The organism is Streptomyces sp. ISL-100, assembly GCF_018614615.1.
Taxonomy (GTDB): Bacteria; Actinomycetota; Actinomycetes; order Streptomycetales; family Streptomycetaceae; genus Streptomyces.
Genome location: NZ_JAGGOK010000071.1, coordinates 35,999 through 59,093 on the forward strand (window position 1 = coordinate 35,999; position 23,095 = coordinate 59,093).

Below are 23,095 nucleotides of genomic sequence, written 5' to 3' on the forward strand. Positions count from 1 at the left end.
GTAACCTTCCTGGAAGTTGGTCCCACGCCGGTCCGCCCTCACGGGCGAGTGAGGGGGACAAGTGGCACGATCGCAGGCTCACCGGGCACTACCGCCCGAGCTGCTGACCAGTGCGGAATGGCAGGAAGCCTGCCGCCGCCGCGACTTCGCCCGCGTGTTCCGGCTGGTCAAGATCAAGGCCGGGATCTATCCCTCGCGGATCGCCGCACTGTGCGGCATGACGCCGAGCAGGGTCGGCGAGGTCATGGCCGGGCGGCGCGCCCTGGCCCATATCGACGTGATCGAGCGTGTCGCCGACGGCCTGCGCATCCCAGGCGCGATGCTCGGTCTCGCCCACCGGCCCTGGGAGATTCCCGCCCCGGCCCGTATACGGGAGAGGTTGCCTGAGCCTGCCCTTCCCGCAGCGGAGGAGCCCCAGCAGGCCGAACCCGGTCAGGACCTGGATGACCTGCTCGCCCTGGTCGACGGCCGGCCCACCCGCTCCACCCTCACAGCCTTGCGCTCCTCGGTCGAGGACTACTGGCGGCGCGACGACGAACACGGTGGCGCAACTCTGCGGCCGGCTGTAGTCGGCCACCTGCGCTATGTCGGCCGCCTTCTCGACACCGCTGACGGCGGCTTACGGCACGACCTCCAGGCGGTCGCGGCCGAACTGGCGCGCCTCTCCGGCTGGGCCTACTTCGACGCCCGCCAGTACAGCACCGCCCGGACCTACTTCACCCAGGCACTCAAGCTCTCCCACGGTCACGGCGACCGTCTCTTCATGGCCAATGTCCTGTCCTGCATGAGCCTGCTGGCCACCTACGACGGGAATCCGAACGATGCCGTTGCCCTGGCCTGCCGCGCCCAGGACGCGGCCCGTGCCGCAGGCGAACAGCCGCTGGTGATGTCGATGCTGCACCTGCGTGAGGCGTTCGCCCACGCCGCCCTACGCGACGCCCGGTCCTGCCACCAGGCCGTGGACCGGTCCCGCGACCACTACGAAGACTCACGCGTCCGCGAGGCCGAAGCGCCTTCCTGGGTGCGCTACTTCGACGAGACCAAGCTCCTCGTAGACACCGGCATCGCCTACGCCCGCCTCGGCGAAGCAGCCCGCGCTGAACCCCTCATCACCGAAGGCCTGCGCCGGGAAAAGGCCAGCCAGCAGCGAGGCCGGGCGTTTCATGCCTTCTGGCTGGCCAGCACCCAGCTCCAGCAGGGAAAGCTCGACCAGGCGTGCATCAGCGCCGGCCTCGCCCTGGACCTCACCGCGACCATCGACTCCCCACGTGTGAGTGGCCACGTCCAGGAACTGCACCGCCAGATGCTGCCGTACGCCCGCGAGGCTCCGGTCCTCGCTTTCGAGCAGCGCATGCGCAACGCTCTCGGCTGACCCTTACGCGCCGCCGATCGCCTCATCCAGGAGCAGGTACAGCAGGCCGACCAGGCTGCCACTGCTGACGACCTCACGGCGGTCGATCATGCCCCGGATCTCGGAGATCGGGACCCACTCGATCCGGTCGGACTCGTTCAGCTCGGTCGGCGGACCGGCGTACGAAGCCGCGTGCGCACGGAAGACGAAGTGCTCAGAGTCGGTGATGCCGTTCGCGGGCTGCGCGTACACCAGCGGCTTGACGCCCTCCACCCTCCACCCGGTCTCCTCCTCGACCTCGCGGGCGGCGGCCTGTTCGGGGGTCTCGTCCGCCTCGATGAGGCCCATCGGGAGTTCCCAGCCCCAGGTGTCGGTGATGAACCGGTGCCGCCACATCATCAGTACGCGCTTCTGGTCGTCGACCACGGCGGTCACGGCCAGATGCCGCATCCGTACGACATGGTGCTCCCATCGCCGACCGTCGGGCTGCTGGACGTCCACGAGCCACAGGTTGACCCACGGGTTGCTGTAGATCTGCCGCTCGCCATGGACGGTCCATTGCATGAGCCCAACTCCCTTGCCTCGGTGAGGTCTCCAGCATGTCACTTTGACGAGAATTCGTCCGCCGGTCGGTTCATCGTCCGTGTCGACGAGAGCTCGGCAGTCGTCCTGACCACGCCTCCCAAGTCCCTCCCGGGTGATCTTGGAAAGGCGGAACGGCCCGGCCATTTCAGATGGCCGGGCCGTTCCGTTTGCCGGTCTGACCTGCAGCGCAGCCCATGGCCGCGTCAGGCGCCGATCAAGCCTTCTTGGTCTCCCAGAAGATCTTGTCGATCTGGGCGATGTAGTCCAGCGCCTTCTGGCCCGACGCGGGGTCCGTCGAAGCCTTCGCGGCGCTCAGCGCCTTGAGGGCGTCGTTGACGACCTGGTGCAGCTCCGGGTACTTCTCGAAGTGCGGGGGCTTGAAGTAGTCGCTCCAGAGCACCGAAACGTGGTGCTTGGCGAGCTCCGCGCGCTGCTCCTTGATGACCGTGGCGCGCGCCTGGAAGTGCGCGTCGTCGTTGGCCTGCATCTTTTCCTGCGTGGCCTTGACCGACTCGGCCTCGATGCGGGCCTGGGCCGGGTCGTACACGCCGCAGGGCAGGTCGCAGTGGGCGCTGACCTTCACCTTGGGGGCAAACAGGCGGGAGAGCATGTAAGAGCTTCCTTCCTCGTGATCGTCTTCTCAGGTGGGACATTACTCCGTGAGAGAGGCGTTTTCGCGGGTGCCCCCATGGGCTTAGGTCAAAAGTCCAGGGTGAGTATGGGACTGGTGGAGGATCGGACCGGGAGGTACCGGATGGTGGATCAAGGGCACGAGCCGACAGCGATGTTCGGGGTCGCCGAGGTGACGGGTCTTTCCATGGTGCCGACGCTGCTGCACCGGGATCAGCTGCTCGTGCATTACGGCGCGGCACTGCGGCCGGGTGATGTGGCAGTCCTGCGGCACCCCTTGCAGCAGGATCTGCTCATCGTGAAGCGGCTGGCGGACCGGCAGGACGGCGGCTGGTGGGTGCTCGGCGACAACGCGGACGCCGAGATCGTGGACAGCCGGGCCTTCGGGGTGGTGCCGGCCGAGCTGGTGCTGGGACGGGTGCGGGCGCGGTACCGCCCGATCCGGGCCGGGCGTCAGCGTTCGGCCGGGGTGGTGCTGGCCTGGCTGCTGTCGGCCGTACGCCCCGTGCCGGCCGACCGCTCGGTCTCCAGGCGTTTGCGCGCCCGGTAGGCGGCGACGTTGGCGCGGGTCGCGCAGCGGTCGGAGCAGTAGCGGCGCGAGCGGTTGGTGGACGTGTCCAGGTAGGCGTTGCGGCACGGGGCTGCCTGGCACAGGCCCAGGCGGTCCGCGCCGTGCTCGGTGAGGTGGAAGGCCAGGCCCATCGAGGCGATGGCGGCGTACCCCGCGGTCGCGTTGGACGGGTGGTCGGCGAGGTGCATGTGCCAGTCGGGGCGGCCGTCCTCCTTGCGCGTCTCGTGGCCGGAGATCTGCGGGCTGACCGGGAACTCCATCAGGAGCGAGTTCAGCAGGTCGACGGCGAGGGTCTCGTCGCCCCCGTCCGCCGCTTCGAAGATCGCGCGCAGGCGGCCCCGTACGGAACGGAAACGGGTGACGTCCGCGTCCGTGGCACGGCGGGCCGCCGACGCGTTGATGCCGAACAGCGCCCTGACCGCTTCCACCGACGTGAGGGTGTCCTTGTTGCGGGCCGGCTCCTCGCTGTTGACCAGGCGCACGGCGTAGTCCGAGTAATAGGCCAGTTCCACTTGTAGTCCTTACGGGGGCGGTCTAAAGTCTGCGTAATGGCTGGTTGCGCTTCGAGGGTATTACGGAATGGGGTGGAGGAGTTCTGATGGCGGAGACGGGCATGGGGACGACGACGGGGACGGACTGGGCGGCCTGGCAGGAGAGCTGGGACCGGCAGCAGGAGTGGTACATGCCCGACCGCGAGGAGCGGTTCCGGGTCATGCTGGACATGGTCGAGGCGCTGGTCGGCCCCGAGCCGCGGGTGCTGGATCTTGCGTGCGGTACGGGAAGTATTACGGACCGGCTGCTCAAGCGGTTCCCGAAGGCGACCAGCACGGGCGTCGACCTCGACCCGGCGCTGCTCGCCATCGCGCGGGGGTACTTCGACGGGGACGAGCGGGTGACGTTCGTGACCGCTGACCTGAAGGACGACGAGTGGACGCGTGCGCTGCCGTACACGTCGTACGACGCCGTCCTCACCGCCACCGCCCTGCACTGGCTGCACATTGACCCACTCGCCACCCTGTACGGGCAGCTGGGCGGCCTCGTGCGCGCCGGCGGCGTCTTCATGAACGCCGACCACATGAAGGACGAGAGCACCCCGCGCATCAACGCGGCCGAGCACGCCCACCGGCACGCCCACATGGACCGGACCAGGGCCGAGGGCGCGGTGGACTGGGCCGACTGGTGGGCTCTCGCCGCCAAGGACCCCGTACTCGCAGAGCCGACCGCCAAGCGGTTCGAGATCTACGGCGAGCACGCGGACGGCGACACGCCGAGCGCCGAGTGGCACGCGGGGACGTTGCGTGAGACCGGCGGGTTCGCGGAGGCGCGGGCCGTGTGGTGCTCGCCCTCGGACTCGCTGGTGCTGGCCGTGAAGTAGCGACGACCGCGATACGCGAAGGGGCGGTACGGACCGGATGGTCCGTACCGCCCCTTTCGCGTAACCGCTAGAGAACCTTCGAGAGGAACGCCTTCGTGCGGTCGTGCTGCGGGTTCGTCAGTACGTCCCGCGGGTTGCCCGACTCGACGACCACGCCGTCGTCCATGAAGACCAGCGCATCGCCGACCTCACGGGCGAAGCCCATCTCGTGCGTGACGACGATCATCGTCATGCCGTCCTCGGCCAGACCGCGCATCACGTCGAGTACGTCGCCGACCAGCTCGGGGTCGAGCGCCGACGTCGGCTCGTCGAAGAGCATCAGCTTCGGCTCCATGGCCAGCGCGCGGGCGATCGCCACACGCTGCTGCTGGCCGCCGGAGAGCTGCGACGGGTAGTTCTTCGCCTTGTCGGCCAGGCCGACGCGGTCCAGCAGACGCTGGGCCCGCTCGCGGGCCACCGCCTTCGTCTCGCCCTTGACCTGGACCGGGGCTTCCATGACGTTTTCGAGCGCCGTCATGTGCGGGAAGAGGTTGAAGCGCTGGAAGACCATGCCGATGTCCCGGCGGTGCGCCGCGACCTCGCTGTCCTTCAGCTCGTAGAGCTTGTCGCCCTTCTCGCGGTAGCCCACGAGCCGGCCGTCGACCGAGAGCCGGCCGGAGTTGATCTGCTCCAGGTGGTTGATGCACCGCAGGAATGTGGATTTGCCGGAGCCGGACGGGCCGACCAGACAGAACACCTCACGCGGGGCGACCTCCAGGTCGATGCCCTTGAGGATGTGTGCGGCGCCGTAGGACTTGTGTACGCCCTCGGCCTTGACCATGGCGGTCATGTCAGGCCCTCCTGGGACTGTTGAGGGAGAGCAGGTTCGCCTTGACCTTCTGGAACGGAGTCGGCGGCAGCTGGCGCAGCGCACCCCGTGCGTAGCGGCGCTCGAGGTAGTACTGCCCGACGCTGAACACGCTGGTCAGGACCAGATACCAGACGGATGCCACGAGCAGCAGCTCCATCACGGCGAACGACGTGGAGCCGATATTCTGCGCGGCTCGCGTCAGGTCGACGTACGAGACGACCGCCACCAGGGACGACGTCTTCAGCAGGTTGATGAACTCATTGCCCGTCGGTGGCACGATCACCCGCATCGCCTGCGGCAGCACCACGCGCCGCATGGTCTTGCTGTTGTTCATACCCAGGGCGTGCGCCGCCTCGGTCTGGCCCTCGTCGACCGACTGGATGCCCGCCCGGACGATCTCGGCCATGTACGCGCCCTCATTCAGGCCCAGACCCAGCAGGGCGACCATGAACGGCGTCATGACGTCGACCATCTCGTCCTTGTAGATCGGACCGAGGTTGAGGTATTGGAAGACCAGGCCCAGGTTGAACCACAGCAGCAGCTGCACGAACACCGGAGTTCCGCGGAAGAACCAGATGTACAGCCAGGCCACTGCCCCCGTGACGGGGTTCTTCGACAGTCGCATGACCGCGAAGACGACGCCGAGCACCAGGCCGATGGCCATCGACAGCACGCTGATCAGCATCGTGCGGCCCATACCCCCCAGGATCCGGTCGTCGAAGATGAAGTCTCCGACCGTGTCCCAGCGGACGTTGCCCTGCGAGAACGCGTAGACCAGCGAGCCGAGCAGCGCGACGACGATCACGCCGGCGACCCAGCGGCCCCAGTGCCGTACCGGGATGGCCTTGATCTGCTCGGGTGGAGCGGTGGAAGCGGTGGTGGCCGGCACCTTGGCGGCCGGGGAGTCCTCGGGGGGCTCTTCGGCCGGCGCCTTGTCGAACTTGTCAGTCACTGTGACTGCCCTTCAGTGAAGCTTGAGGCGAGAACGCCAGGACTTACTTGCCGGCGTTGACGGTGGCCTCGGTGACGGCGCTGTCCTTGACGTCCCACTTCTCCAGGACCTTCTCGTACTCGCCGTTCTTGATGATCGCGTCCAGAGCTGCCTTGAGCGCGTCGCGGAGCTCCGTGTTGTCCTTGTTGACGGCGATGCCGAACGGTCCCGCGCCGATCTGGTCGCCGGTGACCTCGAAGTCCTTGCCGCCGCCCGCGGTCTTCGCGATGTGGGCCGCGACCGGGTAGTCGTTGAGGTCGGCCACAGCGCCGCCGATCTTCACGCGGGTCTGCGCCTCGGCGTCGGTGTCGAACGCCGAGATCTCAAGCTTCTCCTTGCCGCACTTCTTGGCCTGGTCCTTGAAGGTGTCCTCGTAGATCGTGCCGCGCTGGACAGCGACCTTCTTGCCGCACAGGTCGTCCAGGGACTTGATGTTCTCCGGGTTGCCCTTCTTGACCAGCAGCGAGACGCCCGACTCGAAGTAGTCGACGAAGTCGACGCCCTTACCGGCCTTCTTGCCCTTGTCGTCCAGGCCCTCCTGGCGGGCCTTGGTGTCGCTCATGGCTGACATGACGATGTCCTGGCGGCCGGTGTTCAGCGACGTGATCAGACCGTCGAAGGTGCCGCTGGTGAACTCGAACTCGACGCCGAGCTGCTTGCCGAGGGCCGCGGCGATGTCGGGATCGATGCCGACGATCTTGCCGCCCTCCTCGTACTCCATCGGGGCGTAAGCGGCGTCCGTACCGACCTTGATCTTGCCGGCGTCCTGGTACTTCTTCGGCAGCTTGTCGAAGAGCGGGGCGTTGGACGACTTCGTGCCCTTGGTCTCATCGGCGCCCGAGCCGGAGCCGGTCTGGTCACCGCAGGCGGTGAGCAGCAGTGCGCCCGCGACCGCGATAGCGCCGACCGCGGCTGTCCGGGACTTGTTGGCGGTCGTACGGCGGGTGGTGCGTGCGGTCATGGTTGGTTCCTCCGGCGAGAAAAGGGGAGTGGCCTGGGAGGTCGGGCACACTACTTCGAGTATCGCGACCTCGTGTGATTACGGCATCTTGCCATTCGGACTAGCCCATTCAGGGCTCCAGTCATGTCAAAATCGGGTAACGGGTGACCCCCGAATCTCAACAGGCCGGTACATCAGGGCCGGACCATCTGTTGAGCACTGCCATTTCGGCCGGAAAATCTTCGGCCCGTCTCGCCATTTGGAACCGATTCATGCCACAAACCGGACTTGTCCGCACATGCATGCATGAGTCGTGTCACCGAGGTGATATGGGCTCTCGTTGATGCCGCCGATCAGGTAGAAAAGACGGTTACACCCCTCATCCGGGGCTCAGGGCGCGTGTGCGGCGCGCCCGCGCGTACGTACCTCCTCTCTGTCAGGGCGGGCCAACCGCCTGGTGCAGGGAACGGACGCGGTGCCCGCCCACCCCTCCTCACCAGGAGCGGCCACCCTCAATTGATGAAGACTTAAGGGGTAAAACAAATGGCAGCGGAGATCGTCAATCCTCGCAGCGACAGCAGCACGGACAACAGTGCGGAAGGTGCTCCCGAGGAGCCCTTCGATCCGGCCTTCGCCCTGCACCGGGGCGGCAAGATGGCCATCCAGGCGACCGTTCCGGTGCGCGACAAGGACGACCTGTCCCTCGCGTACACGCCGGGCGTCGCCAAGGTGTGCAGCGCGATCGCGGAGCAGCCCGAGCTCGTGAACGACTACACCTGGAAGTCGAACGTCGTGGCCGTCGTGACGGACGGTACGGCGGTTCTGGGGCTCGGTGACATCGGTCCCGAGGCCTCGCTCCCCGTCATGGAGGGCAAAGCGATCCTCTTCAAGCAGTTCGGTGGCGTCGACGCGGTTCCGATCGCGCTCGCGACGACCGACGTGGAAGAGATCATCGAGACCGTCGTGCGGCTCGCCCCGTCCTTCGGCGGCGTGAACCTGGAAGACATCTCGGCGCCGCGCTGCTTCGAGATCGAGCGCCGGCTCCAGGAGGAGCTGGACATTCCGGTCTTCCACGACGACCAGCACGGTACGGCCGTGGTCACCCTGGCCGCCCTGCGCAATGCCGCCAGGCTCACCGGCCGTACGCTCGGCGACCTGCGCGCCGTGATCTCGGGCGCGGGTGCGGCGGGGGTCGCCATCGCGAAGTTCCTGCTGGCGGCGGGGCTCGGTGACGTGGCGGTGGCCGACCGTAAGGGCATCGTCAGCCGGGACCGCGAGGATCTGACGGACGTCAAGCGCGAGCTGGCCGAGATCACGAACCGGGCCGGGCTCAGCGGCTCGCTGGAGACGGCGCTGGCCGGTGCCGATGTCTTCATCGGCGTTTCCGGCGGTACGGTGCCGGAGCCGGCGGTGGCTTCGATGGCGCCGGACGCGTTCGTGTTCGCCATGGCCAACCCGAACCCCGAGGTTCACCCGGATGTCGCGCACAAGTACGCGGCGGTTGTCGCGACCGGGCGCAGCGACTACCCGAACCAGATCAACAACGTTCTGGCCTTCCCGGGGATCTTCGCCGGTGCGCTTCAGGTGCGGGCGTCGCGGATCACCGAGGGCATGAAGATCGCCGCGGCGAACGCGCTGGCGGATGTCGTCGGTGACGCGCTGGCCGCGGACTACGTGATCCCGTCGCCGTTCGACGAGCGGGTCGCCCCGGCCGTCACTGCGGCGGTGGCCGCGGCTGCTCGCGCGGAGGGTGTGGCGCGGCGGTAAATGCTGCGGGCTTTACCTGTACGGGCCGTGTGGCTCCCCTGTCGAGGGGGGCGGCACGGCCCGTGGGGTTTGCGGCGCGGGTGCGGGTGCGGGTGCGGGTGGCGGGTGGTGCGGGTTGCCTGCGGCGCTGTCCCCTGCCCGCCCCTTCCCGAGGCTGGGGGGCGGGCCCCAGGCCCCCGGGGACGCCCTTCGGGCGTGTCCTCAATCGCCGGACGGGCTCCTATGGAGCCCGTCCGGCGATTGAGGACGAGCAGCGCCGCAGGCACCCGTCACCCGAACTCGCGCCGCGTGAGGGACGCGTCACACCGATGCATGGTTCCGCCACGCACCCGCCCGCCCTATCGTCAAGGTCATGTTCGCTGCCTACGCCGCCCGCATCGACCGCGACCACCCGCTCAACGGCCTTGAGCTGGGCGAGCGGCCCGCGCCCGAGGTGAAACCCGGCTGGACCACCGTCAAGGTCAGGGCCGCCTCCCTCAACCACCACGACCTCTGGTCCCTGCGCGGGGTCGGCCTCGGCGAGGAGGCGCTGCCGATGATCCTCGGCTGCGACGCCGCCGGTATCGACGCCGACGGCAACGAGGTCGTCGTGCACTCCGTCATCGGCGAGACCGGCCACGGCGTCGGCCCGCGCGAGAAGCGGTCGATCCTGACCGAGAAGTACCAGGGCACCTTCGCCGAGCTGGTCACCGTCCCGGCGTGGAACGTGCTGCCCAAGCCCAAGGAGCTGTCCTTCGCGGAGGCCGCGTGCCTGCCGACCGCCTGGCTCACGGCGTACCGGATGCTCTTCACGAACGCCGGCGTACGGCCCGGCGACTGCGTCCTCGTGCAGGGCGCCGGCGGCGGTGTCGCGACCGCCGCGATCGTGCTCGGCAAGGCGGCCGGTCTCAGGATGTACGCCACCAGCCGCGACGAGGCCAAGCGCAAGCGGGCCGTCGAGCTGGGCGCGGTGGAGGCGTTCGAGCCGGGCGCGCGGCTGCCGCAGCGCGTGGACGCGGTGATCGAGACCGTCGGCGCCGCCACCTGGTCGCACTCGGTGAAGTCGCTGCGCCCCGGCGGCACGCTGGTGATCTCGGGCGCGACGAGCGGCCCCAACCCGCCGTCCGCCGAGCTGAACCGGATCTTCTTCCTGGAGCTCAAGGTCGTCGGCTCGACGATGGGCTCCAAGGACGAGCTGGAGGACCTGCTCTCGTTCTGCGCGGCGACCGGCGTACGCCCGGTCATCGACGAGGTGCTGCCGCTGGACCGTGCCCGCGAGGGCTTCGAGCGGATGGCGGGCGGCGACCTTTTCGGAAAGATCGTGCTGACGGCCTCTTGATGGTCCGTCAGTTCTGCTGATTGCCTCTCCGGTACGCGTCCACGTGTGCTGGAGAGGTGTCCATGCGAACGTTCAGAGGCATTGGTGCTTTCGTCTGTACGGTCGCGCTGGCAGCCGGGGTCCTGACCCCGGCCGCGAGCGCGAGGGAAGGCGCGGGCGGCATACCCCCCGGCATACCCCGGCTGACCGACGACCGGGGCCGCGTCCTGACCCTGCGCGGCTGGAACGTCGAGGACAAGGCGAACCGCGGCGACAAAGCGCTGTCCGCCATCACCGAGCGGCATTTCCGCGACCTGAACGCCAACGGCTTCAACTTCGCCCGGCTGCTCGTCTTCTGGGACGACCTGGAGCCCCGCCGGGGGCAGTACAGCGCGGCGTACCTCCGCAAGATCGAGCGGATCCTGGACTGGGCCGAAACGTACGACATCCAGGTGCTGATCGACGCCCACCAGGATGTCTTCGGCCCGGCCTTCGGCCATCGCGGCATCCCGGAGTGGGCGACGCGCACCGACGGACTGCCGTTCACGCCGAACCCCGACGACTGGTTCTCCGAGTACTTCCAGCCGGCCGTGCAGCGCGCCTTCACCCACCTCTACGAGGACCCGGATCTGCGGCGTGCCCAGGCCGGCATGTGGCGGGTGCTCGCCGACCGGTTCGAGGACCATCCAGCCGTGCTCGGATACGACCTGATCAATGAGCCGATGGGCGAGCTGAGGGAGGGCGAGGACCTGCCCACCGCAGCACGCCGGATCGAGCGCGACCAGATCACCCCCATGCACAACCGCCTCGCGGACGCCGTACGTTCCGTCGACCACGACAACTGGGTGTTCGTCGAGCCGACGCCGATCGTGGGCGAGGGCGTGCCGACCGGCCTCGGGAAGATCAAGGACCCGAAGGTCGTGTACGCCCCGCACTTCTACAACACCGCGATGGAGGCGGGCGCCGACTACGACCCGGCGGCCGGCTGGATCGAGTCGTACGAGGCGGCTGTCACGGCGTACCCCAAGGAGCACCGCGTGCCGGTGGTCGTGGGGGAGTGGGGCCCGCTCAACAACTCCCTCCCCAACATGGGCCGCTTCTACCGCGAGGCGCTGGCGTCCATGAACCGCTACAGCTCCGGCTGGGCGGGCTATGTGTGGTGTTACGGCGGTGGCTATTGCGCGGTGGACCAGGCAGGGAGGTTCCGTACGAACAAGGAGCAGACGGCGTCGCCGTACGCGTCCGCTGTCGCGGGCCGGGTGCGATCGGAGTCGTACGACCCGGCGACGCGGACCTACCGCCTCTCGTACGTCGCCTCCGGGCGCGGCGCCACCGAGCTGTCGCTGCCGTCGCGCGCCCGTGACTGGCGGGTGGCGGTCGACGGGGCGGCGTGGGTGGTCGGCGGTCGGGTTCATGCCCGGCCGGGGGCGCGGATATCGGTGACGGTCGGTCCGGCTCCCTCCGTGTCAACTGCGGTTGACGGTCCCGGGTTCGTCAATGTAGGTTGACAGGCATGACCGATGCAACGGATCTCGCCGAGCGCGCGGGTGATCGCGACCCCCGGGTCGGGCTGCGCGCTGTTGTCGCCCTGCGGCGGCTGCTGGAGCAGCTCGAAGCCGTGCAGGTGAGGAGCGCCCGCGCTCAGGGCTGGTCGTGGCAGGAGATCGCGGCCGAACTGGGCGTCAGTCGGCAGGCCGTCCACAAGAAGTACGGGAGGCGTTGATGTTCGAGCGGTTCACGAAGAGTGCCCGGGGTGTGGTGAAGGGCGCGGTCGTCCAGGCGGAACGGGCGGACGCGGACTCGGTCACCGAGGAGCACCTGCTGCTGGCCCTGCTGGACCAGGAGGGCACGCGCTCGTCCTTCGCGTTCGCGTCGCTGGGGATCGCCGGGCGACGGGACGCGGTGGCGGGTGCGCTGGCCGACGCGCGGCGCCGGGGTGGCCTGTCGAAGGCGGACCAGGAGGCGCTCGCCGGTATCGGCATCGACGTCGCGGAGATCGTGTCGAAGGTCGAGCAGGCTCACGGCGAGGGCGCGATGCAGTCCGGCCGCGGCGCCCGGCGCGGTGTGCTGACGGGGCACCGCCCGTTCACGCCGCAGGCGAAGGCGGTACTGGAGAAGTCTCTGCGGGTCGCGCTGGGGCGCGGCGACCGGCACATCGGCGACGAACACCTGCTGCTGGCGCTGGTCGCGCAGCCGGGTGCGGTGGCCGATGTACTGGCGGAGTACGGCGCGACGTACGGGGCGGTGGAGCGGGGGCTGTTCGGGGGCGGCGGCGAGGCCGAGGTGGGGTGACGGGGCGCGGGCCTGGGTGGGGTCGCGGGTGCGGGTGGGCGGGGTGCGGGCTGCCTGCGGCGCTGTCCCCTGCCCGCCCCTTCCCGCTGTGACATGTTGCGGCTCCGCGTGAGGGGCGCTGCCGCAGACCTCACTCCTCAAAACGCCGGAGGGGCTGGATGGTGCGGCCGAATCCAGCCCGTCCGGGGTCTGGGGCTACGCCTTCGGGCCGCGCAGCAGTGCGCCGATGTGGGCCGCTGCCGTCGACAGGTGGTGGCGGGCCTCGCGGAGTTCGTGCTCCGTTACGCCGTGGTCCCGGGCCGCGTCGCGGATGTCGTCGCGGAAGCGGTCCAGCAGGCGGTCCAGGTCGCGGGCCGGGTCGCCGGACGGGGGCTCCTGGGCCCACGCGGGCTCGGGGGGTGTGTCCGCGCGCTCGACCTTGACCTCGACGTCGGCCGGCTCCTGCGGAGGCGCCGCCGGACGGCCGAAGAAGCCGAACTCCTTGGTGACCTCGGCGAGGCCCTCGCGTACCCCCTTCGGCCAGTCGCCCCGCGCGAAGTGGTCCTGTACCTGCTGCGCGATCCGCTGCATCTGCTCGCGCGCCTTCTCCTGCGCCTTCTCCTGGGCCTCCTTGGCCTGGCGGCGCGCCTGTTGCGCGTCCTCGCGGGCGCGGCGGCTCTCGTCCTTCGCCCGGCGCGCCTGCTCCTTCCACTCCTGCTTGGCCTTGCGCAGCTCCTCCTTCGCCACGTTCCATGCCTCGCTGTCGCCGAACACGCTCTCCCAGTCGCCGCCCCCGGGCTGCGACGGTGCGGCCTTGTGGCGGGTCTCGCTCGCCGCGGCCCGCATCTCGCGGCGCAGGTTGCCCGCCGCGCCGCGTACGTCGTCGCGGATCTCGGCGGCCAGTTCGGAGACCGACTCGCGGATCTCCAGCTCCAGGTCGGCCAGTTCGCCGCCGCGCCCCGCCAGTTCGGCGCGGCCCGCGTCGGTGATCGAGTAGACCTTGCGGCCGCCCTCGGTGGCGTGCGTGACCAGGCCCTCGGCCTCCAGTTTGGCGAGGCGCGGGTAGACGGTGCCGGCGGACGGGGCGTACAGGCCCTGGAAACGCTCCTCCAGGAGGCGGATCACTTCGTACCCGTGGCGCGGCGCCTCGTCGAGCAGCTTGAGGAGGTACAGGCGCAGACGGCCGTGGGCGAATACGGGGGGCATGTCAGAGCACCTTCTTGTTGGCGTCGGTCGCGGTGCCGGCGTCGGCCTCGTACAGGTCTTCGTCGGCCGCCGGGCGGCGCAGCAGGGCGATGGAGCCGGAGACGGTCGTCGCGCGCAGCCGCCCGTTGCCGGCCCCCAGCGTGCCCGTGATCCTCTTCGCCCCCCACTGGCCGCTGACCCGCAGGTCCTCGAACGCGTTGGAGACGGAGCCGCTCGCCGTGTTGGCCTCGACCGTCGCGTCGGCCGGGTGCGGCAGCCGGATGGCGACCTCTCCGGAGACCGAGGTGAGGGCGATGTCGGTGGGCTTCCCGGCCGGGTCCACGTCGACGACCATGTCGCCGCTGACCGAGTCGGCCCGTACGGAGGATCCCGAACCGTCGACCACCGTCAGGTCTCCGGAGACCGAGTGGAAGCGGAGGTCGCCGGTGACGCCCTGGGCCTCCACGCTCCCCGCGACGGTGTCGGCGCGGACGGCGCCGGAGAGGCCGACGAGGGTGGTGTCGCCGGTGATGCCGCGTACGTCCGTACGTCCGCGGATCCCGGAGACGACGGCGCCGGCGCCGATCACGCCGACCTCGACGGAGCAGTCCACGGGGACGGCCAGGGAGACGACCGCGCTGCGGTGCCGGCCCTTGGGATCGAGCCACTTGAGGAAGCCCTTCCAGGGCAGGTCCTCGTACGCGACGGTGAGAGTGCCGTCCTTGTGGGTCACGGTCAGTGGCGGGCCGTCGATCGCGGAGACTTCGAGGCGGGCGGGACCTTCCTCGATGCCGACGACATTCACTGTCCCGTTGACGATGCGCACGTTGAGCGCGGTCACCGGGTCCTCGAAGGTGAGCTTCCGCGGCTCCGCGACCGCCCATGTCGGCTCTGTCATGTGGTCCTCCCCGATCTGGCCGGTCCGACGCAACATATCGCGTCTATCGCTAAACACGATATATCGCGGCTGGGGGAAGTCAAGACGGGGTTGTGGCGCGAGCGGCCCACTCGTACGCGCCATATGCGGGCAAAGTGCCCTAGCGTGAGGGCATGAACGCGACATCCGGTCCCGGACCCGTCGGGGCGCTGCTGCTGTGCGGGGCCGAGCCCGAGGCGGTACGGCCCGCGGCGCATCTGCTGCGCGAACGGCTGCTGCTGTCACCGGCCGGTGGCTCCGCTGATGGCTGGAGCGTGGTCGTACCCGAGGGCAAACCATGGCTGGACGGCGGCGAACCGGTAGACCGCGTCCTGGCGGGCTGGGCCACGGCGCTCGCCGTCGGCGTCACCTGGCCGGTTCTCGCCCTCTGGTGGGACGCCGACCGGGCCGGCTTCACGCTCGCTTCGGGCTTCCGGCGGCAGGTCGGCTACGAATGGCTGGCGGACGGGACGCCGGTGGGGGAGGACGAGGCGATGCGCACGTTCGCGGCGCGGCTCGGGCTCGACCCCGTACTCGATATGGATTCCCTCGCGGCGCTCACCCGCCCCGACCCCGACGCGGACGGCAGGGCCCGGCTGCTCGGCCTGATCGCGGTCCTGTCCCGCCTGGGCCTCGCGCTCCCCCCGGGCCTGACGCCCGGCGAACCGGCCGACCGGCTGCGGGAGGCGGCGCGGGTGCAGCCGGGCACGGAGTCGGTCGAGTGGTCGGGCTGGCGCGACGCCGTGCGCGCGGAGCTCGACGTGGTCGAGAGCGGGCCCGTCGGCCCCTGGGTACGCGGGCCGAGGGCCCGCCTGCTGAGCGGGGCCCAGCTGGCGGCCGGCGTCTCGCTCGCCCTGTGGGGACTGCGGCGGCGCAGCGGCGGCTGGGCGTTCGCGGGCGGCGTGCTGGTGGCGCAGGGGGCGCTCGGTCTGGCGTACGACCGGCTGCGCGCCCGCGCCTGACGCGGAGGCCGGGCCGCGACCGCGAGCGTGCGCCCGTGATGCGCCGCCGTGCCCCTCCTACTCCGCGTCGTCCTCGTCGTCGTCCAGGCGGGCCAACCAGGTCGCGAGCCGCTCGACCGGAACCTCGAAGTCCGGGTTGAGGTCGACGAACGTACGCAGCTGCTCGGCGAGCCACTCGAACGTGACTTCCTCCTCGCCGCGCCGCTTCTCCAGCTCCTCGATACCGCGATCGGTGAAGTACAAGGTGTTGCTCCGTGGGTGGGACAGGGGTCGGACAGGGGGTGGACAGCGGTTGTTCCAAGCCAGGATAGGCACTGATCCCGGAGTCCCTCGCGCTCGTACCCTGCAGCGATTAACCTTCACCATTCATCGCGTGGGGGAGCGGGGGACGCTGTGGCCAATGGGATCGCACAGGTTCGGCTCGACGACGGGACCGTCGTCTGGGCGCGTGTCAGCGAGGCGCAGGAGCTCGACCGGGGCGGCGGTTACCGGGACACCGGGATCGGTGACCGGGTCGTTTCCATGGCGGGTGGACTGACCGATGTCGTACAGGGTGTGGTGCGGTCGCTGCGCGCGGGGTTGCAGCCCGCCGCCCCCGTCGAAGTCGCCGTCACCTTCGGTATCGAGCTGTCCGCCCAGGCCGGCAAGGTGATCGGGGTTCTCGCGGACGGCGGCGGCAAGGCCTCCGTTTCGGTGTCGCTGACGTGGACGGAACCGGTCGCGGATCCGGTCGTGGATCCGGCAGTGGATCCGGGGGCGCAACCCGTCGCGGATCCTGCCGCCGGGCCGGGCCCCGCGCCCGGATCGTCGGCCCGCGGCACGTTATGAGCGCGCCATGAACGCCTTCGACGAGATCGTGCGCCCCTCTCTCGTACGCATTGCCGCGCCCGGAGCCGGGTATGACCCGCACGGCACCCACTACTGGGGCAGCGGATTCTTCATCGCCCCCGGCTGGGTGCTGACCTGCGCTCATGTCGTGGGAAAGGGGGAGGCCGCCGTGTGGAGGGGAGAGCGTGCGCTCGGCATCACCTGGCAGGGCGGTGTGACCACGGGCGAAGTGGTCCTCGCCAAGCCGCGGCCCGCCGACCCCGACGAGCCGCCGTACCGCTGGGAGTTCCCCGACATCGCCCTGGTACGCGTCCCGGACGCGCAGGACGCCGCCTGCGTCTGGCTCAGCGAGCGGCCCCTGGACATACCCGCCGACGTAAGCCTGCACGGCTGGTCCAGGGAGACCGGCGACCTGGGCATACGGCAGGGCATCGGCCAGGCCCACGCCACCGACGGCAAGGCGCTGCTGCTGCGGGGCAGCCTGCCCGTGGAGGGCTGCTCGGGCGGCCCGGTCGTCGATCTCAAGCACGGCGCCGTCATCGGCATGAACAAGGGGCGCGGGGAGCACGAAGGGGCCGCCGTACCCATCACGGCCCTGCGCGAGCTGCACGATCTGCGGGGCGGCGACATCCTCCACACGGTTCTGAGCGAGCACGACCGCCACCACCTGAGCCGGTTCCGCAGCACCTCCGCCGCCGGCGGCGGCTGGACCAAGGCCCAGGCCGACCTGCGCAAGGGGGCCCCCGGGTTCCTGCCCGTCGCGCGCGCCCACCTCTTCGGCCGGTTCGCCGAACTGCCGCCGCCGACCGGGCCGGGCGAGGTCATGGTCCTCGTGGACGACGTCAAACGCCGTGTCCTGCACAGCGATTACCAGTCACCCATCGAGCACGACCCGCGCACCTGGCGCGACGGAGTCGGACTGCTGCACGACCTGCGCGGCCGGGAGGGCGGGCACGACCTCGACGACGACGCGGTGCTGCTGTACGCCGCCAAGGTCGTCAGGCACCTTGCCGAGCAGGGCCGGGGCGGGTGCCGGGCGGACGGTCCCCAGCGGGCCGCTCTCGGCGAGCTGGGCGAGTGGATCACCACACAGGGCGAGTCCGCGCACCAGGCGATCCGCGAGGAGATCGCGCAGGTGCTGGACCTTCGTGACGCGGCCACTCCTGCGGTGGAGTTGGAGTTCCAGTCCGTACGGGAACGGCCGGCCGGCCACGCCCGCGCCGACGTGCTCGTCGAGATCGACCCGGTGCACTACGGCGACCGCTACCCGTGGCGCGTCAAGCTCCTCTACGAGGGGCGCACCGTCAGCCCGCTGTCCGGCGACGACCGCGGTGTGCGCCGCGCCGACCTGCGCGAGACCCTGCGCGAACCGCTCGCCGACGCCCTGCGCCGCGGCGACAGCGGGGAGCATCTCGCGGCGATCGAGGCCCTGTTGCCGCGCGAACTGTTCGACGAACCCCTCGACACCTGGCGGCTCTCGCCCGAGGACGACCTCTTCGACGAGCACAGCATGGCGCTGGGAGAGCGCCGCATCGTCGTCATACGGGACCGCAGGCGCCGCGACCGCCCGGCGAGCCCCGAATGGCGCCGCCGCTGGCAGGCCGCCGTCCGCGGGCCGCTCACCGTCGTACCGCTGCGCGGCGAAGTCCCCGCGTCCGGGCACGGCCCGGGTGCCCGCAGGGAGTCCCGCAGGGCCACGTACGCCAGGCTGTCCGACGCCGAGGACGGCACGGTGCCCGTGTACTGCGGGCCGGTCGGCAGTGGTGACGGGCTCGACGCCATGGCCGCCGCCATCGCCGCCGGGCACCCGCTCGCGTTGTGGCGCAGGTGCGGCCAGGATCACAGCGACTGCCGGGAGTTCCACGTACGCGCCGACGAGCTGCTGGCGCGCGCCGACGGCGTGGACGGGCTGCACCGGCACATACGTTCCCTGCGCATCATCTCGATGGATCCCGACGCGACACCCGACACGGTGTCGGAAGCGGCCTGGGCCGCCTCCGTCGCCGTACTCTTCGATCCGCCCGACCGTCCGCCGTACGACGGTGTGCCCCTTCAGGCGCCGCCGCAGCTCTCCGGGCCGAGCACATGACGGCCCGTCAGGAGGTGGGTGGAAAGATGCGCCGAAAGACGCGTCGAATGCCTGGCCAAATCCCGGGAACCGGTCCTGAATCAGGGTCGGCAGAGCGGGACTTGAACGGTAACGTCAGCCCCCGGACCACCTACCCGCGAGGTGAAACTCAGTGACAGACTGGCGGATCTATCGCGGCGCGGGACTGCCGCACGACGGCGTGCGACGGTTACCCGGCCCGCCTCCCTGGCGTGATTTCGCCGCAGTGGGCCCGGACCCCGACGGCACAGAGGGCTCCGACGCCACCGACCCGAGCGCCGCCCGCAGGCTCGGCGTACAGCGTCGGCTGGTGGAGAACCACCACCCCAGACCCGCCGAGGTCGACGCCGTCAACGCTGCCCTCTATCTGCGCCGCCCACTGCTCGTGACTGGCAACCCGGGCACCGGAAAATCCACTCTCGCTCAGGCTGTCGCGCACGAACTCGGCCTCGGACGCGTCCTGCGCTGGCCGATCGTCAGCCGGTCCGGCCTCCAGGACGGGCTATACCGTTACGACGCCATCGGCCGCCTCCAGGACGTACAGCTGGAGCGGGCACAGGGCGGGGCCGGGGCGGCTGCCTCAGGACACTCATCGCCCTCGGCCATCGGCTCGTACGTACGCCTCGGACCGCTCGGCACCGCGCTGCTGCCGTCCGAACAGCCGCGCGTCCTGCTCGTCGACGAGCTCGACAAGAGCGACCTCGACCTGCCGAACGACCTGCTGAACGCCCTGGAGGAGGGCGAGTTCGCCATCCCCGAGCTGGAGCGCATCGCCGACCGCGAGCCGGTCGTCGACGTCCTGACCGACGACGGCCGCAAGGCGGCAGTGCGCGGCGGCCGGGTCCGCTGCACCACCTTCCCGTTCATCGTCCTCACCTCCAACGGCGAGCGGGACTTCCCCGCCGCGCTGCTGCGCCGCTGCATCCAGCTGGAGCTCGAAGCGCCCGGCGAGGAGCAGCTCACCGCCATGGTCGAGGCGCACCTGGGCAGTGACGCAGCGATCGAGGGCCGGGACCTGATCGAGCGGTTCCTCGGCCGCGAACCCGGCGAGATCATCGCCGCCGACCAGTTGCTCAACGCCCTCTACCTCACCCAGCACGCCCCGCGCGCGGAGCGCGTCACGCGCGAACGCATCGCCGAAATGCTCATGCGACCACTCGACCGCCCGAGGTGAGTGCCGGATGGACCTGGGGGAACTTGTCGGCAGGCTGAGGAGCGGCGGCCTCGACCCCACGGCCGAGGAGGTCGCCGACGCCGTCTGGCTGGCTCAGTGGCTGCCGTCGGGCCGTACGCCGACGGGCGCGTCCGGCGACCCCCGGGAGCGTGGAGGCGCCACCGCTCCGGGACAGGAGACCGGCCGGGACGCGGACCGGGACGCCGACCGGGGCGGGCGCGCGGTCCGTCCCCCGGCGGGCGACGCGGACTCCGACGCACCCGACACCGACGTGCCCGGGCCTCACGGGACCGCTCCCATATCGCTCTACGCACCCGGCGGCCGGCGGAACCGGGGCGCGGGAGGCTCCGCGAACTCCGCCGGCGCCGCCTTCCCCGTACGCGCTCCGGCGGCTGCCGCGCTGCCCGGGCTGCTCGGCCTGCAACGCGCGCTGCGCCCCCTGCGCCACTACACTGCCACCGCCGTGCGGCCGGCCGCCGACGGGCGCCTCGACGAGGACGCCACGGCCGAGCGCAGCGCCATGTCCGGCGTCATCACCCCGGTGCTGCGGCCCTCCGAGCGCCCCCGCGTGGACATCCAGCTGCTCATGGACACCGGACCCGCGATGGCCGTCTGGGAGCGGATGGTCGAGGAGCTGCGGCAGGCCTGCCAGCAGTCCGGGGTCTTCCGTGACGTGCAGGTGCACCAGCTGTACGACGCCGGGGACGGCGAGGCGCCCCTCATCGGTACGACGACCGGTCCCGGCGGGCACACGCGGATGCGCCCCGCAGACCAGTTCCACGACCCGACGGGGCGAAGGCTCACGCTCGTCGTCAGCGACTGCGTCGGCCCGCTGTGGCAGCAGGGCCGCGCGCAGCGGCTCATCCACCAGTGGCCGCGGAGCTCACCGCTGGCCGTCGTGCAGCCGCTGCCGCCGCGTCTGTGGGCCCGTACCGCACTGCCCGCCGAGCCGGGGCTGCTGGTCCGGTCGGCGGCGTCCGGCGGCCGGACGGCCTTCCTCCCCGACGAGGAGCCGTGGGAGCCGGTGGAGGCGACGGCCAGGCCCGTGCCCGTACTCCCGCCGACCCCCGAGGCGTTCGCGTCCTGGGCGCGGCTGCTGTCCGACCACGGCGGCAGTACGGTGCGCGGCTGGGCGGCCTGGTCCGACAATGCCCCCGCCCACGAGCTCCCGGACCACATCGCGTCCGCCCCGCCACCACCCCTCCCGCCCGACCGCGGCGCCGGCGAACTGCTGCGTGCCTTCCGCGCGAACGCGTCGCCCGGCGGTGTCCGCCTCGCCGTCCACCTCGCGGCGGCGCCCCTCACCCTGCCCGTGATGCAGCTCGTACAGCGCGCCATGCTGCCCGACACCGGACCGATGGAGCTCGCCGAGGTTCTGCTCGGCGGGCTGCTCAGGCAGCTGCCGGGACCGGACTCCAGGTCGCCCTGCTACGTGTACGCCGACGGGGTGCAGGAGCTGCTGCTGAACTCGCTGGGCCAGGACGCGGCGGCGCTCGTGCTCAAGCACTGCTCTTCGTACGTGGAACGCCACTTCGGCAGGGGCGCCCGCAACTTCTCGGCACTGGCCGCGGCCAGGCTCTCCGAACGCGGCGCCGCGGCTCCCGGCCTCCAGTGGCAGCAGGGACGTGGCGGGGAGGCAGGGGAGGCCGAGGCGGACGACGGGGCCGGAACCGGAACCGAAGCCGGCGGCGAGCCCGAGCTGTTCGCCGAGATCCCCGCACGGGTGCTCCGCTTCTACCAGCCCGACCTCATCACGCCCGAACCGCTGGCCGAGGCCGAACGCCTCCTGGGCCAGTGGCACTCCCAGGGCGACCCGTCCCTGCTCCGCCGCGCCCGCGAACGCGCGGAGGCCGCGCTGAGCGGCGGCGACGGCCCGGACTCCGGCGGGGTGCCCGAGAGCGAGACCGGGGTCGTGCGCTCCGGCGTGGTGCTCGGCCGGGTGCTGCTGGCAGAGGCGGGGGCTCCGGCGGTGCGCGGCACCGAGCGGGGGCGCGAACTGCTCCTGCGCGCGGCCCGCACCCTCACCGAAGCGCGCGACCGCGCTCCCGAAGGCAGCCACGGCCGGGCCGACGCCAGCCTCGAACTCGCCGCCGCGCACCACGCCCTGTGGCGGGAGACGCGCGACGCACAGCACCTCGCCGCGGGCCTGGACGCGCTCACGGGTGACGCCTCGGCGTGGCCGCCGGCGTCCCGCAGGGTGCTGCACCTGCGCCGGGGGCGGCTGCTGCTCGCGCGGCACCAGGCCGAAGAGGCGGTACGTGAACTCCGCACGGGATGTGACCTGCTGGACACCGAAGACGTCCCCGACAGCATCCGCTGCACCGCGCTTCTCGACCTCGCCGACGCCCTGCGGGCCGCCGGCGCCCCGCACGCCGACACCGCCGAGACCCTGGCCCGCGCCGAACAGTCCGTCGGTGAAGAACCGGCACTGCGCCTGCGCTGCCTGACCGCCCAGGCCCGCCTCCACGACGCGGCGGACGACCGCACGGCGGCCGACCGGGCGTATGAGGCAGCCGCTCAAGCCGCCCCGCCGGACAGCGCGAAGCGGTGCGAACTGCTCACCGAATGGGGAGAGTCGCTGCTGCGCCGTGCCGCCGCCGAGGACGGGCCCGCCGGGGAGGACGCCGTGGGCAGGGCGGAGAGCGTCCTGCGCGAAGCGCTCGCCGGGATGCCCGCCCGCTCACCGTCCCGCAGCAGACTGCACCTGCTCCTCGGCAGCGCGCTGTCGCTCCGCTTCCAGCGGGTCGGCTTCCTGCCGGACCTGTACGAGGGCCGCCACCTGCTGGAGGAGGCCGCGAAGCGGCTGACGGACGGCGCGTTACGGGCCGAGGCATGGCTGACGCTCGGCCGGGTGCGGTTCGAGCTCGTCCGTCAGTCGGCCGCGACCCTGTACTCGGACGCTCTGCAGGCGTTCGAGAGCGCGCAGACCGACGCCGACAGCGCGCACGGAGACGGCGGGCAGCGGGACGGCACGCAGGCGGCCGGGCCCGGCTCCCAGGCCGCGGCGCGAGCGCTGTACGCACAGGGCTGCACGCTGGAATTCATGGGCCGCACCGAGGCCGCACGCCGGGCGTACGAGCACGCGCACGAGCGATGGCAACGGCTGGTCTCGTCCCTCGTCCCCGTGGACTGGCGCGAGGCAGCGGCGCCGCGGGAGCGGATCGCACGCCTGGCGGAGGGGGAGCGCGGCACGGAGGTCCGGGCCGACGATCCACGGCTGCCGGAGGCGGACCGGCGACGGCTGGCGCCCCCCTGGCGGCCGTTCACCGGGGTGAGAGCCGGTTGACCGGAGTGA

At 71.0% G+C, this 23,095-nt stretch carries 22 protein-coding genes; 13 read left to right on the forward strand and 9 right to left on the reverse strand.

Going from position 1 to position 23,095, the window contains the following annotated elements; all coding sequences use genetic code 11:
* Positions 1 to 61: 61 nt before the first annotated feature.
* The gene (locus tag J7E89_RS30790; RefSeq protein WP_214977892.1) at positions 62 to 1,372 is read left to right on the forward strand and encodes a helix-turn-helix domain-containing protein; all 1,311 of its coding nucleotides are present in this window, start codon (positions 62 to 64) and stop codon (positions 1,370 to 1,372) included.
* A gap of 3 nt (positions 1,373 to 1,375) precedes the next feature.
* Here J7E89_RS30790 and J7E89_RS30795 read toward each other — a convergent pair whose 3' ends face one another.
* On the reverse strand, positions 1,376 to 1,915 hold the full coding sequence (locus tag J7E89_RS30795) for an NUDIX hydrolase (RefSeq protein WP_214977894.1): 540 nt from the start codon (positions 1,913 to 1,915) through the stop codon (positions 1,376 to 1,378).
* 235 nt (positions 1,916 to 2,150) lie between these two features.
* Positions 2,151 to 2,546 (reverse strand): superoxide dismutase, Ni, encoded by a 396-nt coding sequence (gene sodN / locus J7E89_RS30800; protein ID WP_214977896.1) that lies wholly within the window; start codon positions 2,544 to 2,546, stop codon positions 2,151 to 2,153.
* Between the two features lie 144 nt (positions 2,547 to 2,690).
* On the opposite strand from sodN, the gene sodX reads away from it, so the two are divergent.
* Positions 2,691 to 3,116 carry a nickel-type superoxide dismutase maturation protease gene (gene sodX, locus J7E89_RS30805; protein WP_214977898.1) on the forward strand — a complete coding sequence of 142 codons (426 nt, stop codon included), beginning with the start codon at positions 2,691 to 2,693 and terminating at the stop codon, positions 3,114 to 3,116.
* Here sodX and J7E89_RS30810 read toward each other — a convergent pair.
* Entirely contained in the window at positions 3,020 to 3,649 is a 630-nt protein-coding gene (locus J7E89_RS30810; protein WP_214977900.1) for an ABATE domain-containing protein, read from the reverse strand. The two genes, sodX and J7E89_RS30810, sit on opposite strands and share 97 nt — an antisense overlap.
* A gap of 101 nt (positions 3,650 to 3,750) precedes the next feature.
* Between J7E89_RS30810 and J7E89_RS30815 the strand changes: the two genes are divergently transcribed.
* Positions 3,751 to 4,512, forward strand: a complete 762-nt coding sequence (locus J7E89_RS30815) for a trans-aconitate 2-methyltransferase (RefSeq protein WP_214978003.1) — start codon at positions 3,751 to 3,753, stop codon at positions 4,510 to 4,512.
* 67 nt (positions 4,513 to 4,579) lie between these two features.
* Here the strand turns inward: J7E89_RS30815 and J7E89_RS30820 are convergent, their stop codons facing one another.
* The 3 genes from J7E89_RS30820 to J7E89_RS30830 are packed head-to-tail and all read right to left on the reverse strand — an operon-like array spanning position 4,580 to position 7,314.
* Complete coding sequence (locus tag J7E89_RS30820; RefSeq protein ID WP_285439308.1) at positions 4,580 to 5,341, reverse strand: amino acid ABC transporter ATP-binding protein; 762 nt, start codon at positions 5,339 to 5,341, stop codon at positions 4,580 to 4,582.
* Position 5,342: 1 nt separating this feature from the next.
* The gene (locus tag J7E89_RS30825) at positions 5,343 to 6,314 is read right to left on the reverse strand and encodes an amino acid ABC transporter permease (protein ID WP_214977902.1); all 972 of its coding nucleotides are present in this window, start codon (positions 6,312 to 6,314) and stop codon (positions 5,343 to 5,345) included.
* Between the two features lie 43 nt (positions 6,315 to 6,357).
* Positions 6,358 to 7,314, reverse strand: coding sequence for an ABC transporter substrate-binding protein (locus tag J7E89_RS30830; protein WP_214977904.1), 957 nt, complete (start codon positions 7,312 to 7,314; stop codon positions 6,358 to 6,360).
* Positions 7,315 to 7,836: 522 nt separating this feature from the next.
* Here J7E89_RS30830 and J7E89_RS30835 point away from each other — a divergent pair.
* From J7E89_RS30835 to J7E89_RS30855, 5 genes are all read left to right on the forward strand, one after another.
* Positions 7,837 to 9,060, forward strand: coding sequence for an NADP-dependent malic enzyme (locus J7E89_RS30835; RefSeq protein ID WP_214977906.1), 1,224 nt, complete (start codon positions 7,837 to 7,839; stop codon positions 9,058 to 9,060).
* Positions 9,061 to 9,412: 352 nt separating this feature from the next.
* Positions 9,413 to 10,378, forward strand: coding sequence for a zinc-binding dehydrogenase (locus J7E89_RS30840; RefSeq protein ID WP_214977908.1), 966 nt, complete (start codon positions 9,413 to 9,415; stop codon positions 10,376 to 10,378).
* 62 nt (positions 10,379 to 10,440) lie between these two features.
* A complete protein-coding gene (locus J7E89_RS30845) occupies positions 10,441 to 11,865 on the forward strand; it encodes a cellulase family glycosylhydrolase (protein WP_214977909.1) in 1,425 nt (474 codons plus the stop codon).
* A gap of 5 nt (positions 11,866 to 11,870) precedes the next feature.
* Entirely contained in the window at positions 11,871 to 12,080 is a 210-nt protein-coding gene (locus tag J7E89_RS30850) for a helix-turn-helix domain-containing protein (RefSeq protein ID WP_214977911.1), read from the forward strand.
* Entirely contained in the window at positions 12,080 to 12,649 is a 570-nt protein-coding gene (locus J7E89_RS30855; RefSeq protein WP_214977914.1) for a Clp protease N-terminal domain-containing protein, read from the forward strand. The genes J7E89_RS30850 and J7E89_RS30855 overlap by 1 nt, the downstream gene beginning before the upstream one ends.
* A 195-nt stretch (positions 12,650 to 12,844) precedes the next feature.
* Here J7E89_RS30855 and J7E89_RS30860 read toward each other — a convergent pair whose 3' ends face one another.
* Both J7E89_RS30860 and J7E89_RS30865 read right to left on the reverse strand, forming a co-directional pair.
* Positions 12,845 to 13,834, reverse strand: a complete 990-nt coding sequence (locus tag J7E89_RS30860; protein ID WP_214977916.1) for a PadR family transcriptional regulator — start codon at positions 13,832 to 13,834, stop codon at positions 12,845 to 12,847.
* Position 13,835: 1 nt separating this feature from the next.
* Positions 13,836 to 14,711 carry a DUF4097 family beta strand repeat-containing protein gene (locus J7E89_RS30865; RefSeq protein ID WP_214977918.1) on the reverse strand — a complete coding sequence of 292 codons (876 nt, stop codon included), beginning with the start codon at positions 14,709 to 14,711 and terminating at the stop codon, positions 13,836 to 13,838.
* Between the two features lie 152 nt (positions 14,712 to 14,863).
* On the opposite strand from J7E89_RS30865, the gene J7E89_RS30870 reads away from it, so the two are divergent.
* Positions 14,864 to 15,691 carry a hypothetical protein gene (locus J7E89_RS30870; RefSeq protein WP_214977920.1) on the forward strand — a complete coding sequence of 276 codons (828 nt, stop codon included), beginning with the start codon at positions 14,864 to 14,866 and terminating at the stop codon, positions 15,689 to 15,691.
* Between the two features lie 57 nt (positions 15,692 to 15,748).
* Here J7E89_RS30870 and J7E89_RS30875 read toward each other — a convergent pair whose 3' ends face one another.
* Positions 15,749 to 15,934: a DUF6104 family protein gene (locus tag J7E89_RS30875; RefSeq protein ID WP_214977923.1), complete on the reverse strand. Its 186-nt coding sequence runs from the start codon at positions 15,932 to 15,934 to the stop codon at positions 15,749 to 15,751.
* A gap of 150 nt (positions 15,935 to 16,084) precedes the next feature.
* On the opposite strand from J7E89_RS30875, the gene J7E89_RS30880 reads away from it, so the two are divergent.
* The 4 genes from J7E89_RS30880 to J7E89_RS30895 all read left to right on the forward strand — a co-directional run bounded on the left by J7E89_RS30880 (position 16,085) and on the right by J7E89_RS30895 (position 23,086).
* The gene (locus J7E89_RS30880; protein WP_214977925.1) at positions 16,085 to 16,519 is read left to right on the forward strand and encodes a CU044_2847 family protein; all 435 of its coding nucleotides are present in this window, start codon (positions 16,085 to 16,087) and stop codon (positions 16,517 to 16,519) included.
* Positions 16,520 to 16,526: 7 nt separating this feature from the next.
* Positions 16,527 to 18,608, forward strand: coding sequence for a trypsin-like peptidase domain-containing protein (locus J7E89_RS30885; RefSeq protein ID WP_214977927.1), 2,082 nt, complete (start codon positions 16,527 to 16,529; stop codon positions 18,606 to 18,608).
* Positions 18,609 to 18,759: 151 nt separating this feature from the next.
* Positions 18,760 to 19,800: a MoxR family ATPase gene (locus tag J7E89_RS30890; RefSeq protein WP_214977929.1), complete on the forward strand. Its 1,041-nt coding sequence runs from the start codon at positions 18,760 to 18,762 to the stop codon at positions 19,798 to 19,800.
* A 7-nt stretch (positions 19,801 to 19,807) separates the two neighbouring features.
* Complete coding sequence (locus tag J7E89_RS30895; protein WP_214977931.1) at positions 19,808 to 23,086, forward strand: SAV_2336 N-terminal domain-related protein; 3,279 nt, start codon at positions 19,808 to 19,810, stop codon at positions 23,084 to 23,086.
* The last annotated feature ends 9 nt before the right edge of the window (positions 23,087 to 23,095 follow it).